Annotated in this window: 18 protein-coding genes and 1 tRNA gene; 13 read left to right on the top strand and 6 right to left on the bottom strand. The window is 46.2% G+C overall.

Annotated features, from left to right (window positions below):
* Positions 1 to 9: 9 nt before the first annotated feature.
* Positions 10 to 96, bottom strand: a tRNA-Leu gene (locus LZT22_RS03665).
* A 64-nt stretch (positions 97 to 160) separates the two neighbouring features.
* Here LZT22_RS03665 and rnr point away from each other — a divergent pair.
* Both rnr and rlmB read left to right on the top strand, forming a co-directional pair.
* Positions 161 to 2,575, top strand: coding sequence for a ribonuclease R (gene rnr, locus LZT22_RS03660; protein WP_233923692.1), 2,415 nt, complete (start codon positions 161 to 163; stop codon positions 2,573 to 2,575).
* Positions 2,572 to 3,312, top strand: coding sequence for a 23S rRNA (guanosine(2251)-2'-O)-methyltransferase RlmB (rlmB, locus tag LZT22_RS03655; protein WP_233923691.1), 741 nt, complete (start codon positions 2,572 to 2,574; stop codon positions 3,310 to 3,312). Before rnr ends, rlmB begins: the two co-directional genes overlap by 4 nt.
* Here rlmB and tal read toward each other — a convergent pair.
* Positions 3,305 to 4,246: a transaldolase gene (gene tal, locus LZT22_RS03650; protein WP_233923690.1), complete on the bottom strand. Its 942-nt coding sequence runs from the start codon at positions 4,244 to 4,246 to the stop codon at positions 3,305 to 3,307. The genes rlmB and tal overlap by 8 nt on opposite strands.
* 52 nt (positions 4,247 to 4,298) lie before the next feature.
* On the opposite strand from tal, the gene rpiA reads away from it, so the two are divergent.
* The gene (gene rpiA, locus LZT22_RS03645; RefSeq protein WP_233923689.1) at positions 4,299 to 4,991 is read left to right on the top strand and encodes a ribose-5-phosphate isomerase RpiA; all 693 of its coding nucleotides are present in this window, start codon (positions 4,299 to 4,301) and stop codon (positions 4,989 to 4,991) included.
* Here the strand turns inward: rpiA and LZT22_RS03640 are convergent.
* Together LZT22_RS03640 and argA are read right to left on the bottom strand one after the other, a co-directional pair.
* Positions 4,957 to 5,235 carry an oxidative damage protection protein gene (locus LZT22_RS03640; protein ID WP_233923688.1) on the bottom strand — a complete coding sequence of 93 codons (279 nt, stop codon included), beginning with the start codon at positions 5,233 to 5,235 and terminating at the stop codon, positions 4,957 to 4,959. The two genes, rpiA and LZT22_RS03640, sit on opposite strands and share 35 nt — an antisense overlap.
* 44 nt (positions 5,236 to 5,279) lie before the next feature.
* A complete protein-coding gene (argA, locus tag LZT22_RS03635; RefSeq protein ID WP_233923687.1) occupies positions 5,280 to 6,695 on the bottom strand; it encodes an amino-acid N-acetyltransferase in 1,416 nt (471 codons plus the stop codon).
* Positions 6,696 to 6,760: 65 nt separating this feature from the next.
* Between argA and hrpA the strand changes: the two genes are divergently transcribed.
* The 10 genes from hrpA to xth all read left to right on the top strand — a co-directional run bounded on the left by hrpA (position 6,761) and on the right by xth (position 20,394).
* Entirely contained in the window at positions 6,761 to 10,684 is a 3,924-nt protein-coding gene (gene hrpA / locus LZT22_RS03630) for an ATP-dependent RNA helicase HrpA (protein ID WP_233923686.1), read from the top strand.
* A gap of 61 nt (positions 10,685 to 10,745) precedes the next feature.
* Positions 10,746 to 11,756: a cytochrome D1 domain-containing protein gene (locus LZT22_RS03625; RefSeq protein WP_233923685.1), complete on the top strand. Its 1,011-nt coding sequence runs from the start codon at positions 10,746 to 10,748 to the stop codon at positions 11,754 to 11,756.
* A gap of 69 nt (positions 11,757 to 11,825) precedes the next feature.
* Positions 11,826 to 12,545 (top strand): polysaccharide deacetylase family protein, encoded by a 720-nt coding sequence (locus tag LZT22_RS03620; protein ID WP_233923684.1) that lies wholly within the window; start codon positions 11,826 to 11,828, stop codon positions 12,543 to 12,545.
* A 15-nt stretch (positions 12,546 to 12,560) separates the two neighbouring features.
* A complete protein-coding gene (locus tag LZT22_RS03615) occupies positions 12,561 to 13,529 on the top strand; it encodes a sterol desaturase family protein (RefSeq protein WP_233923683.1) in 969 nt (322 codons plus the stop codon).
* 31 nt (positions 13,530 to 13,560) lie between these two features.
* On the top strand, positions 13,561 to 14,418 hold the full coding sequence (locus LZT22_RS03610; protein WP_233923682.1) for an EI24 domain-containing protein: 858 nt from the start codon (positions 13,561 to 13,563) through the stop codon (positions 14,416 to 14,418).
* Positions 14,419 to 14,426: 8 nt separating this feature from the next.
* Complete coding sequence (locus tag LZT22_RS03605) at positions 14,427 to 15,326, top strand: molybdopterin-binding protein (RefSeq protein WP_233923681.1); 900 nt, start codon at positions 14,427 to 14,429, stop codon at positions 15,324 to 15,326.
* 197 nt (positions 15,327 to 15,523) lie between these two features.
* Positions 15,524 to 16,942, top strand: a complete 1,419-nt coding sequence (gene glnA / locus LZT22_RS03600; RefSeq protein ID WP_233923680.1) for a type I glutamate--ammonia ligase — start codon at positions 15,524 to 15,526, stop codon at positions 16,940 to 16,942.
* A 35-nt stretch (positions 16,943 to 16,977) separates the two neighbouring features.
* The gene (glnL, locus tag LZT22_RS03595; protein ID WP_370634795.1) at positions 16,978 to 18,111 is read left to right on the top strand and encodes a nitrogen regulation protein NR(II); all 1,134 of its coding nucleotides are present in this window, start codon (positions 16,978 to 16,980) and stop codon (positions 18,109 to 18,111) included.
* On the top strand, positions 18,111 to 19,562 hold the full coding sequence (ntrC, locus tag LZT22_RS03590; protein WP_370635185.1) for a nitrogen regulation protein NR(I): 1,452 nt from the start codon (positions 18,111 to 18,113) through the stop codon (positions 19,560 to 19,562). The genes glnL and ntrC overlap by 1 nt, the downstream gene beginning before the upstream one ends.
* Positions 19,555 to 20,394 carry an exodeoxyribonuclease III gene (xth, locus tag LZT22_RS03585; RefSeq protein WP_233923678.1) on the top strand — a complete coding sequence of 280 codons (840 nt, stop codon included), beginning with the start codon at positions 19,555 to 19,557 and terminating at the stop codon, positions 20,392 to 20,394. Before ntrC ends, xth begins: the two co-directional genes overlap by 8 nt.
* Here xth and LZT22_RS03580 read toward each other — a convergent pair.
* Positions 20,391 to 22,538 (bottom strand): M3 family metallopeptidase, encoded by a 2,148-nt coding sequence (locus LZT22_RS03580; RefSeq protein WP_233923677.1) that lies wholly within the window; start codon positions 22,536 to 22,538, stop codon positions 20,391 to 20,393. The two genes, xth and LZT22_RS03580, sit on opposite strands and share 4 nt — an antisense overlap.
* Before the next feature lie 23 nt (positions 22,539 to 22,561).
* Positions 22,562 to 23,419, bottom strand: a complete 858-nt coding sequence (gene folD / locus LZT22_RS03575; protein WP_233923676.1) for a bifunctional methylenetetrahydrofolate dehydrogenase/methenyltetrahydrofolate cyclohydrolase FolD — start codon at positions 23,417 to 23,419, stop codon at positions 22,562 to 22,564.
* Positions 23,420 to 23,435 lie beyond the last annotated feature (16 nt).

Below are 23,435 nucleotides of genomic sequence, written 5' to 3'. Positions count from 1 at the left end.
TTGGAATAGTGGTGCCCAGAAGAGGACTCGAACCTCCACAACCTTTCGATCGCCAGCACCTGAAGCTGGTGCGTCTACCAATTTCGCCATCTGGGCAATGGGCTCTATTATAGGGGGTATCTGGTTATTTTTTACTCTAATCTTGATTTGAAAGAAATGCATGTTGAAAGTAAGCAAGCGTAAGACTGAAGCTTCAGTGCAACGCGAGGCCGATCGGATTGGCACAGTACAAGGTCATCGTGATGGTTTTGGCTTTGTGATACCGGATGATGGTGGCGAAGATATTTTTTTATCGGAACGCGAAATGTCACGGGTGATGCATGGCGATCGCGTAAATGTAAAAGTGCTTGGAGTCGATCGTCGGGGTCGACCTGAGGGGCAAATTGTCGAAGTGCTGGTGCATGCTAACCGCCTCGTCATTGGGCGTTTGCTGAATGAAAACGGAGTATTGATTGTGGCCCCTGAAGATATGCGGATTGGCCACGATATTTTGATTCCCCCAAAGGGCCAAGGAAATGCTAAGTTAGGCCAAGTGGTCAGCGTAGAAATTATTGACTACCCCGATAGTTATCGGCAGGCAGTAGGGCGGGTGGTAGAGGTGTTGGGTGAAATTGATGACCCTGGGATGGAAATTGAAATTGCGGTACGTAAGTACGGGGTGCCTCATGAATTTTCAGCTGCTGTTATTAAAGAAGCCGCCGCATTACCTGACGGTGTTCTGCAAGCTGATTTAGAGGGTCGAGTTGATTTGCGCGACATACCTTTAGTGACAATTGATGGTGCTGATGCGCGCGATTTTGATGACGCGGTGTATTGCGAGCCGACCCTGTTTGGAAAGTCGAAAGCCTGGCGCTTAATTGTGGCTATTGCTGATGTTTCGCATTATGTCAAACCTGATCGTGCTCTGGACGATGAAGCCTTATTACGAGCGACCTCGGTATACTTTCCGCGGCGCGTGATTCCGATGTTGCCAGAGAAAATCTCCAATGGCTTGTGTTCATTAAATCCTGGAGTCGATCGTTTATGTATGGTGTGTGATGCGGTAGTCGATTTACAGGGCATTGTTTTGGCGTATCAGTTTTATCCAGCAGTTATGCATTCAGCACAGCGGTTTACTTACGACACCGTGTGGGAAATTTTAAGTAATTCGAAGGGGCCAGAAGCAGCTCGTTTCGCAGCATTTCGTACTGAATTAAGTAATTTATATCAACTATATAAGATTCTTGATGCAGCGCGTGAACGGCGCGGGGCGATTAATTTTGAGACCACTGAAACCCAAATTATTAGTAATGAATTAGGCAAGATTTTACGGATTGAGCCACGCATCCGCAATGAAGCTCATAAAGTGATTGAAGAATGTATGTTGGTAGCTAATGTGTGCGCTGCTGATTTATTGGCACAAAATAATCACTATAGCTTGTACCGCGTGCATGAAGAGCCTTCTGCAGAAAAACTAGCCACCTTAAGGCAAGCTTTGCGTACCTCAGCCCTTAGCTTAGCGGGGGGTGATAAACCACAGCCCAAAGACTTTGCGCGCTTAATTAAGGAAATTAAACCGCGGCCCGACTCAATGATGCTGCAATCATCGGTTTTGCGCTCCATGCAACAAGCAGTTTATCAGCCTGAAAATGCTGGGCATTTTGGTTTGTCTTATCCTGCTTACGCCCACTTCACCAGCCCGATTCGGCGGTATCCTGATTTATTGACGCATCGGGCGATCAAAGCCATTTTGCAGAAAAAAACCTATCACCCAACTCTGCCAGAGCGGGTGCCCCTGAATCTCACCTTACCTCGCAAAGGCACTGCTCGTGCGAATGCCGTAGCCGCTAAAAAATCGCATGGTGAGGCAGTGCAATCTCGCTTAGAGTCCAAAGGAATCAAAGGGCCTAAGGGTGCACAAGGTGATAAGGGTGCAAAGGGACAGCACTTGAGTTTGCCTGTTTGGGGTCAGTTAGGGGTCCATTGCTCAGCTAATGAGCGCCGTGCAGATGAGGCTTCACGTGATGTTGAGGCTTGGCTGAAATGTTATTACATGCGCGATCATTTAGGGCAAGAATATGCTGGCACGATTACCGGGGTAGCTAATTTTGGTTTATTTATTCAACTTGAGAATCTTTTTGTTGAAGGCATGGTTCATGTGACAGAATTGGGCGGTGATTATTTTCAATACGATGAGGCTCGCCAAGAATTACGCGGCGAGCGCACAGGTATTCGTCATCGTCTTGGTGATCGACTACATGTATTAGTAAGTCGAGTTGATTTGGACGCACGCAAAATTGAGTTTAGTTTAGTCAAGTCGGTTGGCGCAGAGGGCGGTGGCTCGCGGACCCGTAATTTAATGTTGGCTGCGGATACTGGGCGCCCTCATAAAAAAGCAGCTTCAAAAAAAACCCGTCCCGATAGTAAAGCGCCTGTTAAAGGCTCACAAGGAAGCGCGATTAGCGCGGCGACTGGTAGCGCGAATGGAGCCAATCGTAAGGCTGCTACCAAGAGCGGCAAGCATAAAGCAAAAGGCCGCGGAGCCCATAAACCCGCTGGTAATAAGCCGCCAGTGCGTAAAGGTAAGCGTAAGTGAAAAATATCATTTTGGGTTTTCATGCAATTCAAACCCGCTTACGTTTAGACGCCCAAAGTTTACGTGCAGTCTATTACGATCCTGCGCGCCGTGATCGCCGTATGGGTGATTTTTTAAAACAAGCAACACCATTATTAGGCGATCGCTTGCATTCTGCCAATTCTGAGCGTTTACATAGCTTGGCAGGGCATGATCGGCACCAAGGCCTTGTGGCGCTAGCAGACAAAATGACTGTGGCGAGAACATTACCTGAATTAGTAGATGGTATCGAGGGACCAGCTTTGCTGTTAGTTCTAGATGGCGTTACCGATCCGCATAATTTAGGCGCCTGTTTGCGAGTGGCGGATGGCGCAGGGGTACACGGGGTTGTGGTACCCAAAGACCGTTCGGCGCACGTAAATGCGACGGTTACTAAAGTTGCCAGCGGTGCAGCAGAGGTAGTACCTTTAATTCCAGTAACAAATTTAGCGCGCAGTATGAAAGAGTTAAAGGAAATGGGTATTACCTTAATTGGTACCGATGAAGAGGCCGAGTTATCAATTTATGATCTTGATTTAACTGGCTCAATTGGCATTGTGATGGGCGCTGAAGGTGATGGTATGCGGCGATTGACGCGCGAAAACTGTGACCAGTTGGTGCGTATTCCGATGCAGGGCGTGGTCGAAAGCTTAAATGTTTCCGTTGCCAGTGGGGTTTGTTTATTTGAGGCAGTAAGACAACGCTTAGCTCTTATTTAAGTAATTGTTCTAATTTTTCAATATCAGCACAGAAGCTGCGAATGCCTTCGGCGAGTTTTTCAGTCGCCATGGCATCATTATTGAGTTGTAAACGAAATGCGGCTTCCTTCGTGTTGAGTTCAGTAGCCGATAAGTCATTCAGGGCTTCTGCATGTAACTGGCGTACGACGGGTATGGCACTATCTTGTAGGTTAGACAGTAATTCTGGGCTAATGGTTAACAGATCACAGCCGGCTAGCTCAATGATTTGCCCTATGTTGCGAAAGCTCGCTCCCATCACCTCTGTCTGAATACCAAATTGTTTGTAATAGCGGTAAATACGTTTAACAGAATTGACGCCAGGATCACTGGCGCCGCCATGAGTAGCATCCACCCAATTCGTTCCTAAGCGGGTTTTATGCCAATCGGTTATGCGCCCCACAAATGGAGAAATAAGGGTTGCCTTGGCTTGGCCACAAGCCGCTGCTTGAATTAAGGAAAACAATAAGGTCATATTGCAATGAATACCTTCAGCCTCCAGTTGTTTAGCGGCCTGAATGCCTTCCCAAGTAGCAGCTAATTTGATTAATACGCGCTCTTGATCAATACCTTGTTTTGCATACAGGGCAATGAGATGACGTGCTTTGGCGATGGTTGCGGAGGTATCAAATGATAGTCGGGCGTCAACTTCTGTTGAGACCCGACCTGGCACAATTTGGAGGATTTCTAAGCCAAAAGCAACTAAAACATGGTCCATGAGCTCGGTGGCGCTTGCCTGTGGATGCGCTTGCTGAACTCCTTTAACCAAATCTGCATAAGCACTTTGTTGCACGGCTTTCAGGATTAAAGAGGGGTTGGTAGTGGCATCTTGCGGCTGAAATTGGCGCATCCGTGCAAAATCGCCGGTATCGGCTACAACGGTGGTGTACTGTTTAAGTTGATCGAGGCTATTCATCGGTATTTATCTTCTTTTGACATATCATAATGAATTCAGAGGGGAGGCGGACGTGAATCCAGAAGAATTAAAACGCTTAGTGGCTCAAGCCGCTTGTGACGAAGTCTTAAAGCTGCCCGCTGGACAGTGTTTGGGTATTGGCACAGGCTCGACTGCCAATTGGTTTATTGATTTGTTAGCACCGCATCGCAACCACTTCGCTGGCGTTGTTTCAAGTTCGATAGCCAGTACGCAGCGCCTTATTCAGCAAGGTTTTTATGTTTTTGATACCAATCAAGTAGCTGATTTACCAGTCTACGTCGATGGGGCCGATGAAATTAATCCTCAGGGCCACATGATTAAAGGGGGTGGCGGCGCTTTAACGCGTGAAAAAATTATTGCGGCAATGGCCAAGCGCTTTATCTGTATTTGTGATGCCTCAAAACAAGTTGCTGTATTAGGCCGCTTTCCCTTGCCGCTGGAAATTATTCCCATGGCAGAGCCTTCTATTAGACGTACGATCGCTGCTTTAGGTGGTGACGGCCATTTGCGCATGGTTGGCACAACAGGTCAACCTTTTATGACTGATAACGGTGGCTGGATTGTGGATGTGCACGGTTTATCAATTAATCAGCCCGTGCAATTAGAGCTGCAGATTAATCAAATACCTGGAGTCGTTAGTGTTGGGCTCTTTGCCCAACGTAAAGCTGATTTACTCTTAGTCGGGAGCGCTACTGGGGTGGCGGCGGTGGCACATAGCCAGTAGCCATATCAGCGCCATCCTCAAAGAAATGTTTTTCAGCTTGCTTTAAGAGGTATTGGCGTGCGCGGGCATCGACCATATTCAGGCGATTTTCATTAATCAGCATTGTTTGGTGTTTAAGCCAGCCAGCCCAAGCTTCTTTTGACACTTGTTGCCAAATGCGCTTCCCTAATTCGCCCGGTAAAGGAGCAAAATCAAGACCTTCAGCTTCTTTATTGAGTTTGATGCATTGAACCATGCGTACCATGAAAAAACCTTTCTTTTAATACCAATATCGAGAGAAAATCAATTTTAGACGTTCTTAATCAAAACCATTGATTTACGATCCCAGTTATAAATTTCTTTACGCTCGATGGGTAAATCATCGACTGTGGCGCGCACAAAGCCCCGCTTTAAAAACCAATGTTCGGTACGGGTTGTGAGGACAAAAAGCTTGGTGATACCCTCATTTTTTGCTCTCATTTCAATATGCTTGAGGAGGCGCTCTCCATCACCCGAGCCTTGTACTTCGCTATCAACGGCTAAACAAGCGAGCTCGCCAACCTGATTCGGAAAAGGGAAGAGCGCAGCGCAACCAAATAACACCCGATCATGCTCGATAACCGAAAACCGCGCGATATCGCGCTCAATCACATCTTGACCGCGGGGCGCCAAAATACCTTCTTCTTCAAGCGGCATGGTGAGCTGCAAAATACCGCTAACATCATCTTGGTTGGCTTCGCGTAAATTTTCAATGTTGGAGGAGGCTAGCATCATGCCAATACCATCGTGAGTAAATAACTCTTCCAAAAGCGCGCCATCGCGATTGGCAGGTAAAAAATGTACGCGGTTGACGCCAGCTTTAACAGCTTGTGCGGCTAAATTCAGTAAGCTACGAAAACCGGGGAGTAATTCGGCATGGCTATTCACATAAGTGTTTAATTGCTCCAGCGACAATTCAGTTATGGGTTCGTGCTGCTCATCGCGCAGAGCGGGATAGGGCGTTAGAAATAAAATTTTGTCAGCCTTTAAGGCTGCAGCAGTCGCTGCAGCGACATCTTCATACGATAAATTAAATGCTTGGCCAGTGGGCGAAAAACCAAGCGGCGAGAGCAAAACTATTTTATTGCTATCAAGCGAGAGATTGATGGATTCAGCATCGACTTTGCGGACTAAGCCGGTATGAATAAAGTCGGTTCCGTCAACTACGCCAAAAGGCATAGCAGTTATAAAGTTTCCAGAAATAACTGAGATGCGTGAACCTGCCATGGGGGTGTTGGGCAAGCCGCGGCTAAAAGCGGCCTCAATATCTAGCCGTAATTCACCAGCTGCTTCTTTTACACACTCTAAGGCCGCAGCATCAGTAATGCGGTATGCGCTCATGGTGGCTTTGCCGTATTTACTTTTAATTTTGCGCAACTTAAGCTGCTCTTCAATTTGCGGGCGAATGCCGTGGACCAAGACAATCCGCATGCCCATGGCGTGCAGCATAGCAATATCTTCGATTAGGCTCTCTAAGCCAATTTCTTGGGCCAATTCGCCAGCAAAAGCAATGACAAAGGTTTTTCCACGAAAACTATGGATATATGGCGCAACATCGCGGAGCCAAGCAACAAAGGGGAAATCAGTACCCGCAGGGATTGCAGCCAGGTTTAATGACGAAGTTTGCTGGGTAGTGGCGGCTAAGTCACGCCGGTTTTGGTCGAGCTTAGGTGGATTCGCGTTCATAGTGAGAAAATTATAGGGTGCAGAAGCCGATAAACCAAACAAAATTCAACCCAGAGTCTCTACCTGTGTCCACTTCCAACACTTCTGAGGAGGCCAAAGCTTGCCTTCTTGCGATTGAGTTTCCCGAAGAATTGCCAGTTTCAGGTGAGCGTGAGCGGATTATGGCAGCTTTGCGAGAACACCAATTGGTGATTGTTTGCGGCGAGACTGGCTCAGGAAAAACGACTCAGCTGCCCAAAATTTGTCTTGCGCTTGGTCGGGGACGTGCTAATGGAGGGCGTTTAATTGGCCATACGCAGCCCCGCCGTATTGCTGCCACAGCAACCGCCAAACGCATTGCGCATGAATTACATTCCCCATTGGGTCAGGATGTGGGTTATCAAGTACGTTTTGCCGATAAGACTAGCTCTACCGCTTCAATCAAATTAATGACGGATGGCATTTTATTGGCTGAGACGCAGCGCGATCCACTCTTAAAGGCTTATGACACCATTATTATTGATGAGGCCCATGAGCGCAGTTTAAATATTGATTTTTTATTGGGATATTTGCGGCAACTTTTGCCCAAACGTAAAGATCTCAAAGTGATCATTACTTCGGCCACAATTGATGCGAATCGTTTTGCGCAACACTTCGCTATTAATGAGATACCCGCTCCAGTTATAGAAGTGAGCGGCCGTTTATTTCCAGTAGAGCAACGCTATTTTCCTTTAGAGGGCGCAGGCAAAAAGGAAACAAAGGATTTGAGCGAGGGTGTAGCAGAGGCGATTCATGATTTATGGCGTGAGGGTGCTTTAGGTGCTGGGGACGCGTTAGTATTTTTACCAGGCGAACGGGAGATTCGCGAATGTGCTGAAGTGTTACGCAAAGATCCCCATTTGCAACAGCGTTTTCATCCCGAGGTCTTAACCTTATTTGCGCGTCAATCGGTGGCAGAGCAAGAGCGGGTATTTCAAACAGGGCATGGACGCCGCATTATTCTAACTACCAATGTTGCTGAAACATCTTTAACGGTGCCCAATATTCGCTATGTGATTGATAGCGGTTTAGCGCGAGTGAAACGCTATTCCTATCGTAATAAAGTGGAGCAATTACAAATTGAGCCCATTTCACAAGCCGCTGCCAACCAACGTGCAGGCCGCTGTGGTCGGGTTGCAGATGGTATTTGTGTGCGCCTGTATAGTGAAGAAGATTTTCTGGGGCGGCAAAAATTTACTGATCCGGAAATTTTGCGTAGCTCGCTAGCAGCAGTTTTATTACGCATGAGCGCCTTACATTTACCGCGTATTCATGATTTTCCTTTTTTAGATCGCCCATTGGGCAGAGCAGTAGCCGATGGCATGCAATTGCTAGATGAATTAGGCGCGATTGAAACGAGCGCTGAAGATGGTACTCAAGCAGGTGAAATTAAGCTTACTGCCTTAGGGCGTGAATTAACAGAATTACCGTTAGATCCAAAAGTTGGGCGCATGCTACTGGCGGCGCGAGATCATCAGGCCTTAAAAGAAGTTACTATTATTGTTTCTGCTTTAGCGACCCAAGATCCACGCGATCGACCGTTGGAGCAGGCAGCTGCTGCCGATGCAGCGCACCAACGTTTCGCTGACCCTAAATCTGAATTTTTGAATTATTTAAAAATTTGGAATTGGTATCAAGATGCCTTACATCATAAGCACTCTAATCGACAGTTAGAAAATTTATGTCGAAGTCAATTTTTATCCCCCCGCCGATTACGTGAATGGCGAGATGTTTATGGCCAGCTACATACTATGTTAGGCGAAAAGGGTTGGCGTGAAAATACGATACCGGCGACTTATGAGCAAATTCATTTAGCTTTATTAACCGGCTTATTGGGGCATGTAGCTAAAAAAGAAGAGAGTGATAAGACCACCACGCCAAATACTAAAGTAGGCTCCTATTTGGGCGCACGCGGAATTCGACTTTTTATTTGGCCCGGTTCAAGCTTGGGAAAAAAGGCCGGGGCATGGATTTTGGCAGGTGAATTACAAGAAACCACACGGATGTATGCCCGCACGCTTGCCAAAATTGAGCCACACTGGGTCGAACAAGTGGGCGCACACCGTTTGGTCAAATCTTTAAGTGACCCTTTCTGGGATAGTCGTCAAGGCGAAGTCATGGCGCATGAACGCGGTACCTTGTATGGGCTATCGATTTACCATGGCCGCAAAGTCACTTTTGCTCCCCATGATCAAGCTGAAGCCCGTCAATTATTTATTCAAAAAGCCTTGGTTGAAGGGGAGATGTTTGGGCGGGTAGATACCCCGGCACTGGCGAAAGAAACCGAAATAGAGGCGCAAAAGCGCTATCCTCATAACTATGCGTTTTTCTGGCATAACCGCCGTTTAGTGCGGGAAATTGAGGCGCTCGAGCATCGCTCGCGTCGCCCAGATGTACTAGTTGACGATGAACTATTGTTTGCTTTTTATGCGGCACGTATACCGACGGAAATTTATAGTCGCCCTGGTTTACAAGCTTGGTTACAAAAAACGGCTACTGCTGAAGCGAGTTTACGTTTAGATAAAGCCGACTTAATGCGTCATGAAGCTGCAGGAATAACGGTCGATCGATATCCTCAGCAATTAGTCATGGGGGGCACTGAATTTACTTTGTCTTATCACTTTGAGCCAGCTAGCCCAAAAGATGGGGTGACCTTAATTTTGCCTTTAACGCTATTGAATCAAGTAGATAGTCGTCGTTGTGAGTGGTTAGTACCTGGGATGTGCGAAGAGAAAACGCAAATACTAGTCAAGTCGCTCCCGCAAAAGTTGCGGCGTCATTGCGTACCAATTGCTGACTACGCTAAGGATTTTTTGGAGCGTAGGATAGCAGCGGATGAATTTGGTAAGGGCGATTATCTCGATAGCTTGATCTTGGATTTACGTCAAGTGAAGTCTTTAGAGGTAAAGCGTAGCGATTTTCGTCTTGAAGCGTTAGCGCCGCATTTGCTGATGAATTTTCGTTTACTGGATGAGCACGGTCGGCAATTAGAATTAGAGCGTAACTTGCCGCGCTTAAAAGCTGAGTTTGGTAATAGCGCCCGTCTTGCTTTTCAGGCCGTTGCGCTGGCGCCATCAGCCCTTTCTCGCACAGCCCTTAGCTCTGGCACTTATACCCAGTGGGACTTTGGCGAACTGGCAGAAACCTTAGAAATTCAAAAAGGAGGCAAAACCCTGTTTGGTTATCCTGCCTTAGTCGATGGCGGGGAATCTTGTGAATTAGCGGTATTTGATGATGTAGTTGAGGCACGTAAATTCCATTGGCTCGGTTTACGCCGTTTATTTGCGCTGAGTCAACGCGATACCCTAAAAGCCCTGCAAAAACAATTACCCCATGCGCGTGAAATTGGCTTGTTATTTATGCAAATTGGTACGGTAGAGAGCATCATGGAGCAGATTCTGAATTTAGCACTTGAACGAGCATTCATGGCAGAACCGTTGCCGATTAATCATGAGCAATTTCAAGCGCGTTTGCAAGCAGGCAAGCCACGGCTAACTTTAATTGCCCAAGAAATTGCCCGCCATCTCTTAGTCGCCTTGGAAGCCCACGCCGATGTACAGAAAAAATTAGCGCAAGCAAAAGCCCTTTCTGCTAGCACTCATGCTGATATTACCCAGCAAATTCAGGGTTTGATTTTTCCGCGCTGCATTGCTGACGTGCCCTATACGCAATTAGTGCACTTACCCCGCTATTTAAAAGCCATTGTTTTACGTCTTGATAAATTGCGCGCTAATCCGGTGCGCGATGCCCAGGCTCAGCGAGAGTGGGAGGCCTTAGCGAGGCCTTGGCAAAAATTACTTCAAGGCCAGAAAGGGGGCGCATCTTATGTTTTAGATGAAGACGCGCGTTTACAAGATTTTCGTTGGCAATTAGAAGAGCTCAGGGTAGCCCTGTTTGCTCAAGAATTAAAAACTCCTATGCCAATGTCAGCTAAACGCCTCGAAAAGGTGCTGCAAAGCCTTTATAGGTAAATATAGCTAAGTCTTGATTCGTATCAAAGCCTGTTGTAGAGAGGGGATTTACAATGGGCTAATGAAATTTCTTTCCAGCGTTACTGTTTTTTTTGTCACATATTTGCTCTTTCCGCATTCTGGTGTTGCGCAAACTGTTACCCCACCCCTAGCGAGGCAAGGCGAGCCAAAGGTTGCCATCGTATTAAATTCAGGTGATGCCAGTATTAGCCTAGTCGATATGCAATTACGTGAAGTTATTAAAACTGTACCCATCGGGAAAGAGCCGCATCATTTAATGATGGCGCCTGATCAAAAAACCCTATTAGTGGCCAATGCGGTAGGCAATGATATTGCGGTTTTAAACGCTAACACTGGCGAGGTAAAAGGGCGTATTCCCAAAATCATTGACCCCTACCAAATTGGCTACTCACCAAATAGTCAATGGTTTGTAGTGAATGGGAATCGCTTGAATCGAGTAGATATTTATGCTGTGCAAGGCAATGACTTTACTTTAGCGAAGTCACTTGCTTTGGCTAAGACTCCAAGCCACATTGCCTTTACTGCCGATAGCAAAATTGCTTTTATTACGTTGCAAGACTCTTCTGAGTTAGTGGCGATTGATTTAGCTAGTCAGACGGTATTGTGGAGAATGCCCACGGGACCAACACCTGCCGGTTTATGGCTGACCCCAGGAGATCAATATTTATTGGTGGGTATTACTGGTGCTGATTATGTGGAAGTGATTGATTGGCGAACGCGCCAATCCATTAAGCGCATTGCGACCGGCAAGGGCGCGCATAACTTTAGACCTCAAGGCGATCGAAAGCATGTCTTTGTGAGTAATCGCGTAGCTTCAACGATTAGCTTAATTGATATGCAGACCTTAACTAAAGTGGGTGATATTACTGGTTTACCAGCGGGCCCAGACGACATGGAAATTACTCCTGATGGAAAAAGTTTATGGGTCACCTTGCGGTTTGCTAAAAAAGTGGCGGTGATTGATATTCCGAGTATGAAAGTAAGCTCAATTATTCCAGTAGGCAAATCACCGCATGGCGTTTTCTTTTATCCGCGAGCTGCCTGGGAGTAGATTTTGCGTAGGCTCTTTAACTCGCTGCTGATTTTATTTTGTTTGACCAGTTTGGGGTGGGCACAAACTATGCCTACGTCAGTTTGCAATAAAACGGTGTACCTCACTTTTGATACTGGCAATATGGCAATGGCTGAAACAATTGCAGCTATTCTGCGGCGCCAGCAAGTACAGGCTACTTTTTTTGTGGCCAACGAAAAAACCAGCCGCGGAGATTTTTCTTTAGACGATAGCTGGCGCTCTTATTGGCAAAAATTAGCGCAAGCAGGCCATCATTTTGGCAGTCATACTTATGATCATCTGTATTTTCAAGGCGATGGCAAAGCTGGGTTTGTTCGTCTTAAGCCACAATTTGGTGCCGATGCAGGCATTGGCAAATGGTATGACGCCCCCGCATTATGTGCGGAGTTAAAGCGGGTTGATGGGCGCTTTCATGATTTAACGGGGCGGCATTTAGAGCCCATCTGGCGCGCTCCAGGCGGTCGAACTTCAGCTCGGTTAATTGCACTTGCTGAGCAGTGTGGATTTCAACATATAGCTTGGTCCAGAGCAGGGTTTTTAGGCGATGAGCTTGACTCGGCGCGCTTCCCTAATGCCGTCTTACTTGAGCAAGCTAGTAGAAATATTCAAGATGGGGATATTGCCATGGCTCACTTAGGTATTTGGTCACGTAAAGAGGCCTGGGCGCCAGCAGTTTTAGAGCCCTTGATTGATAATTTGAAACAGCGGGGATTTTGTTTTGCTACTTTACCTGTAATGACTGCTAAATCCCTGCCTCTTAAACCATAAGGCTGAAGTACGACGATGCTCGATTTTTTATCCCAGCAATATAGCCAAGCGCAAGAGGCTTTGTATCATTATTTGCTTGAGCCAGTGCTGTATCAATTTGGCTTAATGCATTGGGCAGAGGATGCTTTTGATGGCAGTGAATGGCTTTTATTAGGCTTACTACAAATTTTTCTTATTGCTTTTGGATTGCGCCTGTGGGAGAAATTGAATCCCGCTGAATTGCAAGTACGTCAGGCCAAGGGCATGTCGGCTGATGTGTTTTACACTTTTTTTCATCGCTTGGGTTTATTTCACGCAATCATTTTCATTGTTTTTGCCGATCTCTTTTTCCAATTTGAAGGGCAATTACACGACTGGCGTTTTGAGCGTTTTAATGTCGAAAGTTGGTGGCCTGGCATGACCTCAATTCCTTGGGTTAGCTTTTTGATTTATTTAATCATCTTAGATTTTGTTGATTATTGTTATCACCGTGCTACCCATTACTTTCGGTGGTGGTGGCAGTTACATGCTTTACATCATAGCCAAACTACCATGACAGCATGGTCGGATAATCGCAATCATTTTTTAGATGATGTGATGCGCGCCTTGGTTTTTGCGTTTTGCGCTTTAGTTATTGGAGTCAGCCCAGGTCAATTTATTTTGCTGGTGGTCGTCAGTCAATTTATTCAAAGTTGGCAGCATGCAAATGTAAAAGTGCATTTAGGCTGGGCTAAGTATTTATTGGTATCGCCTATTTTCCATCGGCGCCATCATGCTATTCGTCTGGGCTATGAAGCCAGCAATCAACCTGGAGTATTGGGCGGGTGTAATTTTGGTGTTTTATTCCCGTGGTGGGATATGATTTTTAAAACGGCTAATTTTGATCAGCAAGTTCACCCCACTGGCGTAGAGCATTTGCAACTTGCTAATGGCGTACTAAAGCATCAATGGCAGAGCTTAAAATTGGCTTGGCAGACTTTTTTTAAACGCCCTCATTCGCGTTAAAGGTCTAGAAGTAACTTTAAAGGGAGTTTAGATGGTTGGTTTTAGTAGCGTCATTCGTGCTTTGGGTTTGGCCTTGGTAGGTTCAATGCATCCACGTATGTTATGGCTAAGCTTTAGACCATTTTTAATGGCGGCAGTTTTTTGGGGTGTTTTGCTCTGGTTCGCTTGGTCGCCTGCGCTCGATTATTTACGAATTTTTTTAAGCGCTTCGATTTTTACTAGTTGGATCGAGCATGCCCTTGCTTGGCTTGGCATTGAAGGTTCTCAAACCTGGTTAGCACCGTTATTTTTTATCATGCTTTTAATGCCAGTTGCGGCGATTAGTCTTTTGCTAGTGATTGCTTTTACAACTGTGCCCGCCATTGTAAATAGCGTGACCGAGCAGCCAGCTTATGCTAATTTGGCGCTGCCTATTGGCACCCGTTTATTTGGGGGGTTTTTTAGTGGCCTAGTCTATACCCTTTGGTCAAGTTTAATTTGCTTAGTTTTGGTTTTTCTTACTTTACCTATTTGGTGGATACCACCCTTGTTTGCAATCTTGCCACCTTTGTTATGGGGTTGGTTAACGATGCGTTTAATGACTTACGATGTTTTGGCGAAGCATGCCAGCACTGCTGAACGGCATGCCATATTAGAAAAATATCACTGGTCTTTATTAGTTATGGGTATTTTGGCGGGCTTACTGGGAGTGGTGCCTAGCTTCTTTTGGGCTACTTCGGTGCTAGCTTTAGTGTTATTTCCGTTTGTGTCGTTTGTGGCGCTGTGGGTCTATTCAATCATTTTTGTTTTTGCTGCTCTATGGTTTTCCCATTTCTTATTACAAGCCTTAATTGAACTGCGGAGTACGAGTACCGTTGACGTGATTGAGCATGACCCGTTGCATGGATAATTGCGTATATGTCTTCAATTAACCCAAGGCGTTCTGCGCAGAATAAGAGCCCAGAGCAGCAGATCTCCACTTCGGCCAATTCGCCGGCTACAAGACGTTTTGGTTTGCTCGTTATTGGCGATGAAATTTTGTCAGGCCGAAGAAGCGATAAACACCTTGCTAAGCTGATTGAATTACTCAACGAACGGGGCTTGAGTTTATCTTGGGCGCGCTATGTGGCAGATGATCCCGTGCAAATTATTCAAACCCTACAAGACACCTTTGCCAGTGGGGATGTGGTTTTTAGCACAGGCGGTATCGGTGCCACCCCTGATGACCATACCCGTGCTTGTGCAGCTAAAGCTTTGGGGTTAAGTCTAGCCCTGCATCCTGAAGCCAAAGTATTAATTGCTGCCCGAATTCAGGCAACTGCTGAGGGCGATCCGGTGAAGGCAGATCTGCATACGCCAGAAAATCAGCATCGCTTCAAAATGGGCGAATTTCCGCTCGGTTGTGAAATTATCCCTAATCCCTATAACCAAATTCCGGGTTTTCGGCTTCAAGAGCATCATTTCTTGCCCGGGTTTCCGGTGATGGCAGCGCCGATGATGGCCTGGTGTTTGGACCAGCACTATGCGGATTTATTTCACCGTAGCGAATGGGCTGAAAAAAGTTTTATCGTCCCCAGTGGCATTGAGTCAACCCTAACGCCGCTGATGGAGCAAATTGAGCGCGACTTTGCAGGCGTGAAGGTGTTTAGTTTGCCTTCGGTTGGCGACCCCTCGCGCAGCGGTATTTTTGCTAAACGCCATATTGAATTAGGCGTGAAGGGCGAGCAAAGCACCTTAGATCAAGCCTGGGAGGCTTTGCGCCAAGGCACCACAGCTTTGGGGTATGAAATTCATGATTTGCCAGCCCGCAGTACTTAATTCAGGCTGGAGAGTGAGGAATTGACGGGTAGTTCAATTTATGCACTAATTTAGTGCAATAATAATGCCTTCAACACCATGGTTTCAGTAAATTAGTCTTATCGGTATTCGCTTTTGGTTTGCTGCAAACAGGAAGCGTAGTTGATTTAAAGCCTGGAGCTTGTGAGATCCAGTATTTTTTCTTAGAGGAGATTTGCATGACGAAGACCGTCGCAGATGTGATGAAGTTAGTGAAAGATAAAGAGTGTACTTTTGTCGATTTTCGTTTTGTCGATACCAAAGGTAAAGAACAGCATACGACTGTACCAATTTCAGCTTTTAATGAAGATAAATTTGAGAGTGGTCATGCATTTGACGGCTCTTCAATTGCAGGATGGAAGGGCATTGAAGCATCTGATATGTTGCTGATGCCAGATCCAACCGCTTGCTATATTGATCCCTTTTATGAAGAGTCGACTTTAGTCATTACCTGTGATGTCATCGAGCCATCGGATGGCAAAGGATACGACCGCGATCCACGATCTATTGCGAAGCGGGCTGAAGATTATTTAAAAAGTACGGGCCTTGGCGACACCGCTTATTTTGGTCCAGAGCCTGAATTTTTTGTTTTTGATGGCATTCGCTGGGGCGCTGACATGCAGGGCTGTTTTGTCAAAATTGAATCGGAAGAGGCCCCCTGGTCTTCTGGCGCTGAGTTTGAAGGCGGAAATACAGGCCATCGTCCAGGCAAAAAAGGTGGTTACTTCCCAGTTTCGCCAGTGGATACCTTTCAAGATATGCGCTCAGAAATGTGTTTAATTTTGGAAAACTACATGGGCATTCCAGTTGAAGTGCATCACCATGAAGTTGCTGGACAAGGTCAATGTGAATTAGGGACGAAGTTCAGCACCTTAACGCAACGTGCCGACTGGACTATTTGGCAAAAGTACGTGGTGCAAAACGTCGCCCATTCTTATGGCAAAACGGCTACCTTTATGCCTAAGCCCGTGGTTGGTGATAACGGCTCTGGTATGCACGTGCACCAATCAGTCTGGAAAAATGGCGAAAACTTATTTGCTGGCAACGGTTATGCTGGCCTTTCTGAATTTGCTCTGTACTACATTGGCGGCATTATTAAACACGCTCGTGCGTTGAACGCAATTACCAATCCGGGGACTAATTCCTATAAGCGTTTGGTGCCTGGTTTTGAAGCACCAGTGAAGCTGGCTTACTCGGCCCGCAATCGTTCGGCCTCGATTCGCATTCCGCATGTGGCTAATCCGAAGGGTCGACGGATTGAAACGCGTTTTCCTGATCCGCTAGCAAATCCCTACTTAGCGTTCTCTGCTTTGTTAATGGCGGGTTTAGATGGCGTGCAAAACAAAATTCACCCCGGTGAAGCGGCCGATAAGAATTTGTATGACTTGCCACCAGAAGAGGATGCCAAAATTCCAACGGTGTGCCATAGCCTCGATCAGGCCTTGGAATGCTTGGATCAGGATCGTGAATTCTTAACCCGCGGTGGGGTCTTTACGAATTCGATGCTCGATGCTTACATTAGCTTAAAGATGGAGGAGGTTACCAAGTTTAGGATGACGACCCATCCAGTCGAATTTGAAATGTATTACTCGCTGTAATTTGTTTTTAAGAAGGAAAGATTAAAGGAAACAGCTTGAGCGCAAGTATCTTGCGCAATCCTTTCAAAGGGGCAGCTGCGGCTGCCCCTTTTGTTCCGGGATTGCTCGAACATTTACCCAATGCTTTGGTGGTATTTACTATGCCAACTTTTCAGTTGATTTATGTTAATCCCGCTGCTGAAGCTGCACTCGATCTGTCACGAAAATCGTTATTAGGTTATTCCATTCTAGATTTATTTGCGCACAATGAGGCTTTACAGCACATGATTACAGAAGTTTCAGCAGGCCGTGTAGCCACCAAGCGCCAAGAGCTAGTACTAGACCCTATGCCTAGCCGCATTCATCAAGAATCGATGCCAGCTCATGTGGTTATAGGGATGCTGGAAGAGCCTAACTTATTGATGATGGATTGGTTTCCTATCGATCAACAACTGCGTAGTGAGCGCGATGAAAGAGTGACTCAACAGGTAGAGGCCAATAAAGAACTCATGCGTAATTTAGCGCACGAAATTAAAAATCCATTGGGCGGTATTCGCGGCGCTGCACAGTTATTGGAATTTGAATTACCAGATAAAAATTTACGTGAATATACTCAGGTCATTGTTAAAGAATCCGATCGCTTACAAACCTTGGTCGATCGTTTGCTTGCGCCTCACCGTAAAGCCCATGCGATGGAAACTTTCAATGTGCATGAAGCCCTAGAGCGGGTTCGTAGCTTGGTATTGGCAGAATTTCCGCGTGGCTTAAGTATTGCGCGGAATTATGATACGAGCTTGCCTGATGTGACCGGCGATCAAGAGCAATTGATTCAGGCTGTACTCAATATTGTGCATAACGCTGCCCAAGCGTTACAAGATCAAATGAAACTCGGTACTGCCAAAATTGAATTAAAAACACGCATTGCCCGCTCGGTGACGATTGCGAAAGTGCGCTATAAGATGGCTTTTGATCTGCACGTCATTGATAATGGCCCTGGTATACCTGATGAGATTCGCGAACGCATTTTTTTCCCTTTAGTTTCTGGTCGAGAAGGCGGAAGCGGTTTAGGGCTTACCTTGGCGCAAACCTTTGTGCAGCAACATCAAGGCTTTATTGCCTGTGAAAGTCGCCCAGGCTTAACTGATTTCCAAATTCAAATTCCCTATCGTAAACAGGAGCTAGTAGCATGATAAAACCCGTTTGGATCGTGGATGATGACCAATCTATTCGTTGGGTCTTAGAAAAAGCGCTGACCCGAGAAAATATTCCCCATCGTAGCTTTACTAATCCAAATGATGTTTTAGACGCCTTAGAAAAAGAAACGCCTGAGGTATTAATTTCTGATATTCGGATGCCGCGAGGTAACGGCTTAGATTTATTGCAACAAGTAAAAATCAGTAATCCCAATTTGCCGGTGATTATTATGACAGCATATTCTGACTTAGATTCAGCGGTATCTTCATTTCAAGGGGGTGCATTTGAATATCTAACCAAACCTTTTGACATTCAAAAGGCAGTGGAATTAATTCAGCGGGCAGTCAGTGAGGGCTTGCGGAATAAGACGGGCTCTAAAGATCATGCTAGTTGGCGCAAAGATGTGCCAGAGATAATCGGTCAGGCACCAGCCATGCAAGAAATTTTTCGGGCGATTGGACGCTTAGCCCAATCCAATGCCACGGTTTTAATTAGAGGTGAGTCGGGTACGGGTAAAGAATTAATTGCACATGCACTTTATAAGCATAGTGCGCGCTCAAAAGGGCCATTTGTAACCTTAAACACAACGGCAATTCCACAAGATTTATTAGAGGCTGAACTATTTGGCAATGAGCGAGCACAGTTTGGCAATACCAAGGGCCTAAAACGGGGCGCTTTAGATCAGGCTGAAGGGGGCACCTTATTCCTGGATGAAATTGGTGAACTGCCGTTTGAATTGCAAACCCGTTTATTACGCGTGCTGACCGATGGGCATTTCTATCGCGCCGAAGGTACAGAGTCGATTCGTGCAAACGTGCGGGTGATTGCCGCGACCCATCATCAGTTAGAGGCGCGTGTGGCAGCCGGTTTATTCCGCGAGGATTTATTGCATCGCTTAAATGTGATTCAACTGCGTTTACCAGCATTACGTGAGCGGGCTGAAGATATTCCCGCCTTAGCCCGTCACTTTATGTTGGCTTGCGCTAATGGCTTAAATATAGAACCTAAGCGGCTCGCAGATGAAGTGTTAAAAGAGATGAGTTTAATGTCGTTTCCTGGCAATGTTAGGCAATTAGAAAATTTGTGTCATTGGCTAACGGTCATGTCGCCTGCCAATATTATTGGCCTCAGTGATTTGCCAGCCGAGACCTTGGCCGATGCTGCGGCGCTTTCTGCGGTGACCGATATTGAGGCACCCTCGTCGGTGGGTCATGGTCAGCGCGCTAATCGGGACGAGTGGGATATTGCCTTGGGACGCTTAGCGATAAAAATGTTACAAGATGGTGATAAGAGTGTATTTGATACCTTAACACTACGCTTTGAGAAAGCGGTTCTGAAAGCCGCTTTAGAAGTCACCCGGGGCCGGCGCGTGGAGGCTGCTCAACGACTGGGAATTGGACGTAATACGATTACCCGTAAGCTCCAAGAATTGGATTTGAATGATTAGAATTGCGGCTTGGAATGTCAATTCCTTAAAGGTGCGCTTGCCACAGGTTATCCGCTGGTTACAAGAGCAGAATCAAGCCAAGACACCGATCGATGCATTATGTTTGCAAGAATTAAAACTCACTGATGATAAATATCCGCATGCTGAACTTGAAGCAGCTGGATATTTAAGTTTAGTAGCAGGTCAAAAAACGTATAACGGAGTTGCAATCTTAGTACGTCGAGGTGCTTTAGCAGCGATTTCTAGCAATGTTGAAACCACTTTTTTAAAGCCGACCCGCAATATTCCAGGCAGTACCGATGAACAACAGCGCATTCTAGCTGCAACCGTTTGTTTTAAGGGAGTTGCACCGCTACGCTTAATTTCAGCCTACTTTCCTAATGGACAGGCTCCTGGCAGTGATAAATTTTCTTATAAATTAGCTTGGCTTAGTGCCTTAGAGGGTTGGTTAAGCGATGAATTGCAACAGTTTGAGCGCTTAGCCTTATTGGGTGACTTTAATATTGCTCCTGGCGATATTGATGTGCATGATCCGCAAGCTTGGATTGGTCAAAATTTAGTTTCTGTAGAAGAGCGGGCTGCCTTTCAAGGGTTAATTCAATTGGGATTAGTCGATTCATTTCGTTTATTTGAGCAGCCCCCCAAAGTATTTAGCTGGTGGGATTACCGCATGATGGGTTTTCGGCGTAATGCTGGCATGCGCATAGACCATATTTTATTAAGCCAGCAATTAAAGGGTTTGTGTCGGGCGAGTTGGGTCGATAAAATTCCCCGAACCTGGGAGCAACCATCCGACCATGCTCCGGTGGTGGCAGAAATTGCTGGCATTTAAGCCGCTGTCGTTAAGCCGCCATGTCGAAGTAAAGCATCGATACTCGGTTCACGACCACGAAAAGCTTTAAATGATTCAGCCGCAGGACGACTACCACCAACGGCTAAAATTTCTTGTCGATAACGTGCGCCAATTTTAGTATCGAGCACACTACCACTCACCTTGGCGGCATCTTCAAAGGCGGAATAGACATCGGCAGACAAGACTTCTGCCCACTTATAACTGTAGTAGCCTGCCGCATAGCCACCAGCAAATATATGACTAAAACTATTAGGCCAGCGCGAGATTGGCGCTTGGGGGAGGACATTTAAACGCTCATTTATTGCTGCAGCAAGATGAATGATTGCAGAATGATTGGCTTCTTTGGCATCAAAATTAGCGTGTAAGTACCAATCGGTGAGCGAAAGAACAATTTGGCGCAAGGTGCTTAAACCATTGTGGTAATTCTTAGCTGCTAACATTTTGTCAAATAATGGCTTGGGTAAGGGTGCCTTAGTATCAATATGGGCCGTCATATTTTTGACGACGTCCCATTCCCAACAAAAGTTTTCCATAAATTGGCTAGGCAACTCTACGGCATCCCACTCCACACCATTAATGCCAGATACCCCTAGCGCTCCCACCTGAGTGAGCAGGTGGTGCATGCCATGACCACTTTCATGAAACAAAGTGATGACATCATCATGTGTAATAGTGGGTTCACGCTTAACGCCATTAATCTCGAGAGGCGGAGGAAAGTTACAGACTAAGTAGGCTATCGGAATTTGAATGGTGCCATCAGGTAATTCACGGCGTCCCCGTGCATCATCCATCCACGCACCACCCCGTTTTCCCGAGCGGGAATAGGGATCCAGATAAAAATAAGCGATGGTTTTGCCATCTTTCTGATTGACGGCAAAGGATTGCACGTCGGCATGCCAAGTAGGTAAATTCGCAGGCAGTATTTTTACGGTAAATAAGGTTTCGATCAAGCCAAATAAGCCATCTAAAACCTTAGGCAAAGGAAAATATTGCTTTACTTCATTTTCGGAAAAAGCATAGCGGGCTTGTTTCAGCTTTTCTGAAGCAAAGGTAATATCCCAAGGTTGTAAGCCTTCCTGACTATCGTTACCAAGATTTAATTCGCGTTTAGCAAAATCTTGCAGCTCATCCCAATCGGTTTGGGCAAATGGTTTAGCGCGGCTTGCAATATCCTTTAAAAAATTTTCAACTTCACTAACACTACCTGCCATTTTGGCAGCTAAGCTCAGAGCCGCATAATTTTCATAACCCAAGAGCTGTGCTTCTTCATGGCGTAAGCGCAGTTGCTGCAGCATATTTTCGGTGTTATCCCAAGCTAGTTGCCCATGGCCATATTGCGGACCTAGTTCTGAAGCTCGAGTTAAATAAGCCTCACAGAGCAGACGCCGTAGCGCTCGATTTTCGGCATATTGTTGTACGGGGTAATAGGCAGGAAAGTGCAAGGTAAAGACCCAACCTGTTAGCCCTCTTTGTTTTGCTTGATCGGCAGCAGCAGCTAAGGCATCGGCGGGCAGACCCTGTAATTCCTGTAGATCGACGACGTGATGAAAAAAGCCATCGGTTGCATCGAGTACATGATCAGAAAATGCTTTGCCTAATTGCGCCTGCTCATCTTGAATAGCTGCAAAGCGTGGTTTTATTGCAGCCGGAAGCTCTGCACCTCCTAAACGAAAATCACGAATAGAATTTTCTAAGACTTTTTGTTGCGCCGGCTGAAGTTGTTTGAAAGCAGGGCTTTGTTGTAGCAATTTAAAACGTTCATATAGAGCAAGATTTTGGCCGAGGTCGCTAAAAAACGCGGTAACTTGGGGCAGCATTGCGCCATAAGCTGCACGCAATTCAGGGGTATCGGCCACGCTATTCAGATGGCTAACCACCCCCCATGAGCGACTTAAGGCCTCTGTAGCATCTTCAAGTGGTTCAATTAAAGTATTCCAGCTGAGTTGCGCATTGGGGATAGAGTTGTAATCTAGCGCGCGCTGCACGGCTGCTTCGGCCTGTTGCAATAGCCAGGTGATTGCAGGATCGATATCGGCCGGCTGAATCGCGGGATAATTTGGAATGCCGCGGCCAAAGTTCAGTAAGGGATTGCCGCTGGAGGCAGGACTGCTTAAATCGCGCACGACTTCCAAAACTCCAATTCCAGTTAAGACAATTTGACCGCTTTTTCGGCTGCTTCAATGGTATTCATTAAGAGCATTGTAATGGTCATTGGCCCTACGCCTCCAGGTACAGGGGTAATCCAGCCAGCGACATATTTAGCTGAATCGAAGTCGACATCACCACATAATTTACCGTCAGGTAAGCGATTGATACCAACATCGATGACTACCGCACCCGGTTTAATCATGGCTCCAGTAATCATTTTAGGTTTGCCAGTGGCTACCACAAGCACATCGGCATCTTTAGTATGGTGGGCTAAGTCACGGGTTTTACTATTGCAAATTGTGACGGTCGCACCCGCTTGGAGTAATAACATCGCCATGGGTTTGCCCACAATATTCGATGCACCAACCACGACGGCTTTTGCGCCACGTAGCGGGTATTCAATGCTTTCTAACATTTTCATACAACCATAAGGAGTGCAGGGAATGAATTCAGGTGCACCCACCATTAAGGCACCAGCATTGGCGATATGGAAGCCATCCACGTCTTTTGGCGGGGTAATTGCTTCGAGGACCCGTTTTGAATCAATATGTTCAGGCAAAGGTAATTGCACCAAAATTCCTTGAATGGAGGGATCAGCATTTAAAGTGGCGATACGTGCTAGTAGCTCTTCTTCGGATAATTCGCTTGCGTAGCGCTCTAGAACAGAATGAAAACCAGCTTCCTCGCAAGCCTTAACTTTATTTCTGACGTAGACTTGGCTGGCGGCATTTTCGCCTACCAAAATAACTGCTAAGCCAGGGCGTAAGCCTTTAGCTGTAACAATGGCCGCACGGGCCGTAATTTCGGTACGCAGCTTTTTTGATAAAACATTTCCATCGATTAACTGGGCTGGCATAGTGAACTCATTGGTT

The organism is Polynucleobacter sp. IMCC 29146, from assembly GCF_021395195.1.
GTDB lineage: Bacteria > Pseudomonadota > Gammaproteobacteria > Burkholderiales > Burkholderiaceae > Polynucleobacter.
This window is presented reverse-complemented; position numbering and strand designations above follow the sequence as displayed.

Coding starts and splice junctions, on each gene's coding strand:
- rnr (WP_233923692.1), top strand. CDS start 161: ATGTTGAAAGTAAGCAAGCGTAAGACTGAAGCTTCAGTGCAACGCGAG.
- tal (WP_233923690.1), bottom strand. CDS start 4,246: ATGAATAGCCTCGATCAACTTAAACAGTACACCACCGTTGTAGCCGAT.
- LZT22_RS03640 (WP_233923688.1), bottom strand. CDS start 5,235: ATGGTACGCATGGTTCAATGCATCAAACTCAATAAAGAAGCTGAAGGT.
- argA (WP_233923687.1), bottom strand. CDS start 6,695: ATGAACGCGAATCCACCTAAGCTCGACCAAAACCGGCGTGACTTAGCC.
- LZT22_RS03625 (WP_233923685.1), top strand. CDS start 10,746: ATGAAATTTCTTTCCAGCGTTACTGTTTTTTTTGTCACATATTTGCTC.
- LZT22_RS03620 (WP_233923684.1), top strand. CDS start 11,826: ATGCCTACGTCAGTTTGCAATAAAACGGTGTACCTCACTTTTGATACT.
- LZT22_RS03615 (WP_233923683.1), top strand. CDS start 12,561: ATGCTCGATTTTTTATCCCAGCAATATAGCCAAGCGCAAGAGGCTTTG.
- LZT22_RS03610 (WP_233923682.1), top strand. CDS start 13,561: ATGGTTGGTTTTAGTAGCGTCATTCGTGCTTTGGGTTTGGCCTTGGTA.
- LZT22_RS03605 (WP_233923681.1), top strand. CDS start 14,427: ATGTCTTCAATTAACCCAAGGCGTTCTGCGCAGAATAAGAGCCCAGAG.
- glnA (WP_233923680.1), top strand. CDS start 15,524: ATGACGAAGACCGTCGCAGATGTGATGAAGTTAGTGAAAGATAAAGAG.
- xth (WP_233923678.1), top strand. CDS start 19,555: ATGATTAGAATTGCGGCTTGGAATGTCAATTCCTTAAAGGTGCGCTTG.
- folD (WP_233923676.1), bottom strand. CDS start 23,419: ATGCCAGCCCAGTTAATCGATGGAAATGTTTTATCAAAAAAGCTGCGT.